The 7,423-nt window shown below is 69.0% G+C and carries 10 protein-coding genes, 1 tRNA gene and 1 other RNA gene; 8 read left to right on the top strand and 4 right to left on the bottom strand.

What is annotated here, in order from left to right; all coding sequences use genetic code 11:
- Window positions 1–17: 17 nt before the first annotated feature.
- The 7 genes from N790_RS08360 to rpiA all read left to right on the top strand — a co-directional run bounded on the left by N790_RS08360 (window position 18) and on the right by rpiA (window position 4,753).
- A complete protein-coding gene (locus N790_RS08360) occupies window positions 18–2,264 on the top strand; it encodes a putative bifunctional diguanylate cyclase/phosphodiesterase (protein WP_169742165.1) in 2,247 nt (748 codons plus the stop codon).
- Between the two features lie 32 nt (window positions 2,265–2,296).
- The gene (locus N790_RS08365) at window positions 2,297–2,518 is read left to right on the top strand and encodes a TIGR02449 family protein (RefSeq protein ID WP_043803150.1); all 222 of its coding nucleotides are present in this window, start codon (window positions 2,297–2,299) and stop codon (window positions 2,516–2,518) included.
- Window positions 2,515–2,808, top strand: a complete 294-nt coding sequence (locus N790_RS08370) for a cell division protein ZapA (RefSeq protein ID WP_043803154.1) — start codon at window positions 2,515–2,517, stop codon at window positions 2,806–2,808. The genes N790_RS08365 and N790_RS08370 overlap by 4 nt, the downstream gene beginning before the upstream one ends.
- Window positions 2,809–2,849: 41 nt before the next feature.
- Window positions 2,850–3,034, top strand: a non-coding RNA gene (gene ssrS / locus N790_RS15650) — 6S RNA.
- Window positions 3,035–3,037: 3 nt separating this feature from the next.
- Window positions 3,038–3,619, top strand: coding sequence for a 5-formyltetrahydrofolate cyclo-ligase (locus N790_RS08375; RefSeq protein ID WP_043803155.1), 582 nt, complete (start codon window positions 3,038–3,040; stop codon window positions 3,617–3,619).
- Window positions 3,619–4,083: an EVE domain-containing protein gene (locus N790_RS08380; RefSeq protein WP_425388029.1), complete on the top strand. Its 465-nt coding sequence runs from the start codon at window positions 3,619–3,621 to the stop codon at window positions 4,081–4,083. The genes N790_RS08375 and N790_RS08380 overlap by 1 nt, the downstream gene beginning before the upstream one ends.
- Before the next feature lie 16 nt (window positions 4,084–4,099).
- On the top strand, window positions 4,100–4,753 hold the full coding sequence (gene rpiA / locus N790_RS08385; protein ID WP_043803157.1) for a ribose-5-phosphate isomerase RpiA: 654 nt from the start codon (window positions 4,100–4,102) through the stop codon (window positions 4,751–4,753).
- A 30-nt stretch (window positions 4,754–4,783) separates the two neighbouring features.
- Here the strand turns inward: rpiA and N790_RS08390 are convergent, their stop codons facing one another.
- The 4 genes from N790_RS08390 to rplM form a co-directional block, all read right to left on the bottom strand.
- Entirely contained in the window at window positions 4,784–5,842 is a 1,059-nt protein-coding gene (locus N790_RS08390) for a cyclic nucleotide-binding domain-containing protein (protein WP_043803159.1), read from the bottom strand.
- Window positions 5,843–5,959: 117 nt separating this feature from the next.
- Window positions 5,960–6,033 (bottom strand) — tRNA-Gln (locus N790_RS08395).
- Between the two features lie 30 nt (window positions 6,034–6,063).
- Window positions 6,064–6,456: a 30S ribosomal protein S9 gene (gene rpsI, locus N790_RS08400; protein WP_043803160.1), complete on the bottom strand. Its 393-nt coding sequence runs from the start codon at window positions 6,454–6,456 to the stop codon at window positions 6,064–6,066.
- A 9-nt stretch (window positions 6,457–6,465) separates the two neighbouring features.
- Window positions 6,466–6,897, bottom strand: coding sequence for a 50S ribosomal protein L13 (gene rplM, locus N790_RS08405; protein ID WP_084062781.1), 432 nt, complete (start codon window positions 6,895–6,897; stop codon window positions 6,466–6,468).
- 107 nt (window positions 6,898–7,004) lie between these two features.
- Between rplM and N790_RS08410 the strand changes: the two genes are divergently transcribed.
- Window positions 7,005–7,423: 4Fe-4S dicluster domain-containing protein (locus tag N790_RS08410; RefSeq protein WP_156970009.1), on the top strand; the 419-nt coding region annotated here is incomplete at its 3' end.

Genomic DNA, 7,423 nt, shown 5'->3' on the forward strand with positions numbered 1-7,423 from the left:
CCGGGACGGCGGTGGCCGTGGCCGCGTGCGGGCTGCCGTCCGTCGCCTGGGCGCAGTCCTCGATCAGCAATGGCGGCATCGTGCAGCTGGTGCTGCTGGCAATCGCGCTGTTCCTGTGCTGGCTGCTCTGGCGCGTCTGGAACCACCGCCGGCAGCAGGAAACCTCCCTGCTGGCCGAGATCCACGAACGCGAAGAACGCCTGAACCTGGCGCTGTGGGGCTCGGGCGACGAGTTCTGGGACTGGAACATCCGCGAGAACAGCCTCTACCGCCTGGGCGCGAACCAGCTGCTCGGCCAGGGCAGCCGCGAAGAGCTGAGCACCGACGACTGGCGCACGCAGTCCATCCATCCCGAGGACCTTCCGCGGGTGCAGAAGCTGCTGCAGGAGCACATCGTCGGCCACACCGACGTGTTCGAGTCCGAGCACCGCATCCGCAACGCCCGCGGCGAGTGGGTGTGGGTGCGCTCGCGCGGCAAGGTGGTCGAACGCGACAACACCGGCAGCCCGCTGCGCATGGCCGGCACCGCCCGCGACATCACCGTCATCCGCCGTGCCGAGCGTGAACGCCGCGTCGCGCTGGAAGTGCTGCGCTCGATGAGCGAAGCGGTGGCGGTGATCGACCTCGACTTCCGCTTCATCTCGGTGAACCCGGCCTTCTCGCGCATCACCGGCTACAGCGAGGAAGAGGTGATCGGCCAGAACAGCCGCCTGCTCGATTCCAGCCAGCACAGCGCCGAGTTCTACCGCCGCGTGCGCGACGTGCTCGAGCGCACCGGCCACTGGGCCGGCGAGATGTGGCAGAAGCGCAAGGACGGCGAGGAGTTCCTGGGCTGGATCGAGATGAGCGAGGTGCGCGACGCCATGGGCCTGCGCAGCCACTTCGTCGCCGTGGTCAACGACATCACCGACAAGAAGCGCGCCGAGCAGGAGCTGCGCTACCTGGCCAACTACGACACGCTCACCGGCCTGCCCAACCGCGCCCTGCTCAGCGAGCGCCTGGGCCGCGCCATCGTGCGCGCGCGCCGCCAGGAAACCCGGGTGGCGGTGCTGTTCCTCGACCTGGACCGCTTCAAGGACATCAACGATTCGCTCGGCCACGCCGCCGGCGACCGCCTGCTCAAGGCCGCGGCCACCCGCCTGCAGGCCACGGTGGGGGCGTCCGACACGGTGGCCCGGCTGGGTGGCGACGAATTCACCGTGGTGCTCGAGGACGTGGAATCGGTGCCGGCGGTCGAGCGCATGGCGCGCGAGATCCTCACCGCCTTCTCGATGCCGCTGGAAGTGGACGAGCGCCACGACGTCTCCATCACGCCATCGCTGGGCATCAGCCTCTACCCCGACCACGCGCTGGTGCCCACCGACCTGCTCAAGTACGCCGACACGGCCATGTACCAGGCCAAGGCCGAGGGCCGGAACACCTACCAGATCTACAACGAGACCATGGACGCCGAATCGCGCCGGCGCGCCACCGTGCTCGCCTCGCTGCGCAAGGCGCTCGACCGCGGCGAATTCCGCCTGGTCTACCAGCCGCGCATGGCCCTGGCCGACGGCCGCATCACCGGCGTGGAATCGCTGCTGCGCTGGCACAGCGCCGAACTGGGCGAAATCCCGCCCACCGTCTTCGTTCCGCTGGCCGAGGAATCGGGCCTGATCCTGCAGATCGGCGAATGGGTGCTGGCCGAGGCGCTGCAGACCCTCAAGCGCTGGCGCGCCCACGGCCTGAACGAGATTTCCATCGGCATCAACGTCTCGGTGCTGCAGCTGCTGCGCGGCAACCTGCCCGAGCTGCTGCGCAGCCTGATCCAGGACCTGGGCGTGCCGGCCAACCGCATCGAGCTCGAGGTCACCGAGTCGATGGTGATGCAGAACGCCGAGCAGACCACGCACGTGCTCAACGAGCTGCGCAAGATCGGCGTCACCCTGGCCATCGACGACTTCGGCACCGGCTATTCGTCGCTGGTCTACCTCAAGCGCCTGCCGATCGACACCCTGAAGATCGACAAGGAATTCATCGGCGACCTCACCCGCGACCCGGACGACGAGGCCATCACGGCCACGGTCATCACCATGGGCCATTCGCTGGGCCTGAACGTCATCGCCGAGGGCGTGGAGAGCGAGCAGCAGCTGAGCTACCTGCGCGAGCAGGGCTGCGACGAGATCCAGGGCTTCTGGCTGTCGCCGCCGCTGGATTCGCACCGCTGCCTGGCCTTCATCCGCAGCTGGCAGCCCGGCACCGTGGCGGCCATCCCGGCGCCGTATTGACCCCTTGACCCGCCCCGCCTAAGGTGGCCGCGATGAGCCCCAACGACCCGATCGCCCAGTTGCAGGCCCTTGCCGAGCGCTTCGAGCGCCTGGCCGAGCAGCATCGCCGGCTGCTCGAGGAAAACCGCAGCCTTCGCCAGGGCCAGGAACAGCTGGTGGCCGAACGCGCCCAGCTGCTCAACAAGAACGAGCAGGCCCGTTCGCGGGTCGAGGCCATGATCACGCGGCTCAAGTCGCTGGAGCACAACGCGTGAGCGAGCCGGTCAACGTCAAGATCCTCGACCGCGAGTACACCGTGGGCGTCGAGCCCGCCGAGCGCGACGGCCTGATGGCCGCCGCCCACCTGCTCGACGCGCGCATGCGCGAGATCCGCGGCAACAACCGCATGGCCGCCATCGACCGCGTGGCCGTGCTGGCGGCGCTGAACCTGGCGCACGAGCTGCTGCAGGTGCGCCAGCAGTCCGAACAGCGCGACCAGGCGCTCAGCCGCACCCTCGGCGAACTCAACCGCAAGCTCGACGGCCTGTTCGACGCACCGCGCTGACGTTCACGTTTTTTTCCGGGCGCCGCCTTATAATCGCGCCAAGTCCTCTGCCGTGTCCGACAGCGCGCCTAACATTCGCCTTGTCCCATAAACACGACCCGGGAATCCGAGGCCAAAGCGGTGTGCATGTCCGCCCTGTTGCGGAAAGCCTGAAGCGGTGGCGCGGGTACCCACTTGATCCCAGGGATCAAGGTCGTTTCGCACGCATCGGCATGGTGGAGGCCTTATCTTGAAACCGACGCGCCAGGAATTGCGCCAGCAGTTGCGCGCACGCCGCGCCGCGCTTTCACCCGGCGAACGCCTCGCCGCCGCCGACGCGGTGGCCCGCCACCTCGCCGCCTCCCCCGAACTGCGCGAACCCGGCTATGTCGGCGGCTACTGGGCCGTGGGCGGCGAAGTGCCCCTGCATGCGGTGCAGCTGCGGCTGGCGCCCGGCCAGGTCTGGTGCCTGCCGGTGGTGCAGGACGACGGAAGCCTGCGTTTCGCCCCCTGGCGCGCCGGCGACCCGCTGGCCAACAACCGCTTCGGCATTCCCGAACCGGCGGTGGACCCGGCCTCCACCCTGGCGCCCGCGGCGCTGTCGCTGGTGCTGGTGCCGCTGCTGGGCTGGGACCGCGACGGCCACCGGCTGGGCATGGGCGGCGGCTATTACGACCGCAGCTTCGCCTTCCGCCGCGGCCGGCCCGGCCCGCCCAGGCTGGTGGGCGTGGCCTACGCCTGCCAGGAACTGCCGGGCCTGGCCGCCGAGCCCTGGGACGTGGACCTCGACGCCATGGCCACCGAGCGGGAATGGCTGCGGTTCGGGCGATAATGGCGGCCATGAAACACTGGCTGATGAAATCCGAACCGGACGAGTTCTCGATCGACGCGCTCGAACGCGTGCGTACCGAGCCCTGGAGCGGCGTGCGCAACTACCAGGCGCGCAACTTCATGCTCAAGGACATGAAGGTCGGCGACCCGATCCTGTTCTACCACTCCAATTGCGCCGTGCCCGGCGTGGTCGGCATCGCCGAGGTGGCGTCCGCGCCCTACCCGGACCCGACCCAGTTCGACCCGAAGTCCGACTACCACGACCCCGCCAGCAAGCCGGACGAACCGCGCTGGTGGCTGGTGGACGTGGGTTTCCAGCGCAAGTTCAAGCGCACCGTGTCGCTCGAGGAGCTCAAGGCCCAGGCCGAGGCCTTCGGCGATTTCGCGCTGCTGCGCCGGGGCAACCGGCTGTCGGTGCTGCCCGTCACCCCCGCGCAGTTCAAGCGCATCCTTTCCATGGAATGAGGCCCGGAGGCCGCAGATGTCCCGCGACGAACAGAAGAAGCTGGCCGCCGAGAAGGCCCTGGAATACGTCGAGGAAGGCACCGTCGTCGGCGTCGGCACCGGCTCGACCGTGGCCTTCTTCATCGACGGCCTGGCCCGCATGAAGGACCGCATCGAGGGCGCGGTGTCGAGCTCGGAGCAAAGCACGCGCCAGCTGCAGTCGCACGGCATCCCGGTGCTCGACCTCAACGCGGTCGGGCCGCTGAAGCTCTACGTGGACGGCGCCGACGAGTGCGACCCGTACAACCGCCTGATCAAGGGCGGCGGCGCGGCGCTGACGCGCGAGAAGATCATCGCCCAGGCCAGCGACCGCTTCGTCTGCATCATCGACGAGGCCAAGCAGGTGGAGCTGCTGGGCGCCTTCCCGGTGCCGGTGGAGGTCATCCCGATGGCGCGCAGCCTGGTGGGCCGCGCGCTGGTGGCCCTGGGCGGCCAGCCGGTGTGGCGCGAAGGCGTGGTCACCGACAATGGCAACTGGATCCTGGACGTGCACAACTGGCGCATCCAGGACCCGGTGGGGCTGGAAGCGAAGATCAACCAGATCCCCGGCGTGGTCACCTGCGGCCTGTTCGCCGCACGGCCCGCCGACGAGGTGATCATCGGCGGCAAGGTCCGGCCTGTCCGCCCCTGATTCCCGGGAGGCCCCGGAGGGCCACCCGCATCAGGCCGGGGCTTGGGCGCTGAGCAGGCGCAGCATGGCGCCCAGGCCGCCATGCAGGGCGCTGACTTCGTAACCGAGGCGCTTGAGCACGAACGCCGCAGCGGCCGAACGTTCGCCGGTATTGCAGTAGACCACCACGCGCGCACCGGGCGGCAGCACGGCGGCGATGTCTTCGCGCAGGCGGTAGAGCGGAACGTTCAGCGAACCGTCGATGGCGCGCTGGGCGTGTTCCTCGGGCATGCGCACGTCCAGCAGCGCCGCCCCGCCCTGCACCAGGCGCGCGGCATCGGCCGGCAGCACCCAGGACAGCATCGGCGGCTTGAGCACGGCTTCGAAGGCTTCGCGCGACAGCCGCATCAGCTGGCCGCCCTGCATCATGCGCACGGTGGCGTTGCGCGGCAGGTTCGACAGCAGCGCGTCTTCGCCGAAGGTATCGCCTTCGCGGAGGTAGGCCACCACCTGCGGCGCGCCGTCGAGGTACTTGGACACCGAGGCGGTGCCCGAACGCACGACGTAGAAATAGTCGGCCGGGTCGCCTTCGCGCATCACGATCTCGCTGGGCTTGACCGTCACCGGCTCGAACATCTGGAACATCTTCTCGATGTTGCCGGTCGGCAGGCGCGCGAACGCCGGCGCGCGCAGCAGGCGGAAGACCCAGTCGTTGCCACCGGCGGCGTTGCCGAAGTGGCGGTAGCTCTCGTCGCGGCTCAGCTGGTCCCAGGTGATCAGCTTCTCGAGGTAGCGGCGGTCGAGCCGCAACACCTTGGCCTTGCCCGACACCACCTTGGCGGTGAAGCGGCGAGGCACCGCGTCGTTGAGCGAATAGCGGCCGTGCGGCGCGCTGGCGATGTGCGCCACGCTGCGGCCGTCGGGGTAGTTGCAGCGCAGCTCGCCGTCGAGCAGGTAGACGGTGTCCTCGTCGAGGTCGCCGGCTTCGAAGACGTTCTCGCCACGCTGGTATTCGGACACCACGCCGTCGCGCGCCAGCTGGTCGCGGGTTTCCTGCCGGAGCGATTCCAGCGGGAACAGTCGGGCGAGTTCGGTGGCGGGAACGGGCATGGCGGGCTCCGGGGATGGCCACCGCAGTCTATCGCCGTGAAGGCCCGCAAGGGTAGCCGCCCCGGCCACCACCGCCGGCGCAAAAAGAAACCCCCGCTTTCGCGGGGGTTCCTGGTTTGGCTGGGGGACTAGGATTCGAACCTAGATAGGCAGAGTCAGAGTCTGCAGTCCTACCATTAGACGATCCCCCAATCCGGGGACGCCGCCAGCTTGCGAAACGATTAGCGCTTCGAGAACTGGGTGGCGCGGCGGGCCTTGTGCAGGCCAACCTTCTTGCGTTCGACCTCGCGGGCGTCGCGGGTCATCAGGCCGGCCTTGCGCAGTTCCGGCTTGAGCGTCTCGTTGTACTCGACCAGCGCGCGGGCGATGCCCAGGCGGATGGCGCCGGCCTGGCCGGTGATGCCGCCGCCTTCGACCGTCACGGTGACGTCGAACTTGTCGGTCATCTGGCTCAGGACCAGCGGCTGGCGCACGATCATGCGCGAGGTCTCGCGGCCGAAGAACTCATCGACCGGGCGGCCGTTGACGACGATGTTGCCCTTGCCGGCGCGCAGGAACACGCGGGCGGTGGAGGACTTGCGACGGCCGGTGCCGTAATTCTGCTGCGTAGCCATGTGTATGCCTTAAGCCTTGAAGTCCAGAGCCTGCGGCTGCTGGGCAGAGTGCGGATGCTCCGAGCCCTTGTAGACCTTGAGCTTGCGGAACATGGCGCGGCCGAGCGGATTCTTGGGCAGCATGCCCTTGACGCCGATTTCGATCACGCGCTCCGGGTGGGCGTCGAGGGCCTGGCCGAGGGTCTCGGTCTTCAGGTTGCCGACGTAGCCGGTGAAGCGGTGGTACTTCTTGTCCTGCAACTTGTTGCCGGTGACGGCGATCTTCTCCGCATTGATCACGACGATGTAATCGCCGGTATCGACGTGCGGGGTGAACTCCGGCTTGTGCTTGCCGCGCAGACGGCGCGCGAGTTCCGAGCACAGGCGACCAAGCGTCTTGCCGCTGGCATCAACAACATACCAGTCCTGCTTGACGGTCTCCGGCTTGGCGCTGACGGTCATGGACTTCATGACGGCTCCAAATAGAAATCGGGGTGGAAAGAGGCGGAATGATAGCGGCCCTTTCCGGCCTGCGCAAGCCCGGATTAACCCCGTGTTAGCATCCGGCCATGCCCGCACCGTCCCGCCCGGCCCCCAGCGCCCCGACGCAGACGCCTGCGGCCGCGGGCCTCGTGGCCCTGGCCGACCGCTGCGTGCAGTGCGGATTGTGCCTTCCCCACTGCCCCACCTACCAGATGGACCGCAGCGAGGCCGAATCGCCCCGCGGCCGCATCGCCTACATCCGCGCCGTGGCCACCGGCCAACTGGCTCCCAGCGCCGCCGGCGACACCCACCTCGACCACTGCCTGGGCTGCCGCCGCTGCGAAGCCGCCTGCCCGGCCGGCGTGCGCTACGGCGAACTGCTGGTCGGCGCCCGCTCGGAACAGGCCCGGCGGCGCCCGCTTCCGGTGCGCACCCGGGCGATCCTGGCGCTGCTGGCCCGGCCGCGGCTGCTGGCCCGCCTGGTCGCGCTGCGGCGGCACCTGGG

The organism is Arenimonas malthae CC-JY-1 (genome assembly GCF_000747075.1).
GTDB lineage: Bacteria > Pseudomonadota > Gammaproteobacteria > Xanthomonadales > Xanthomonadaceae > Arenimonas > Arenimonas malthae.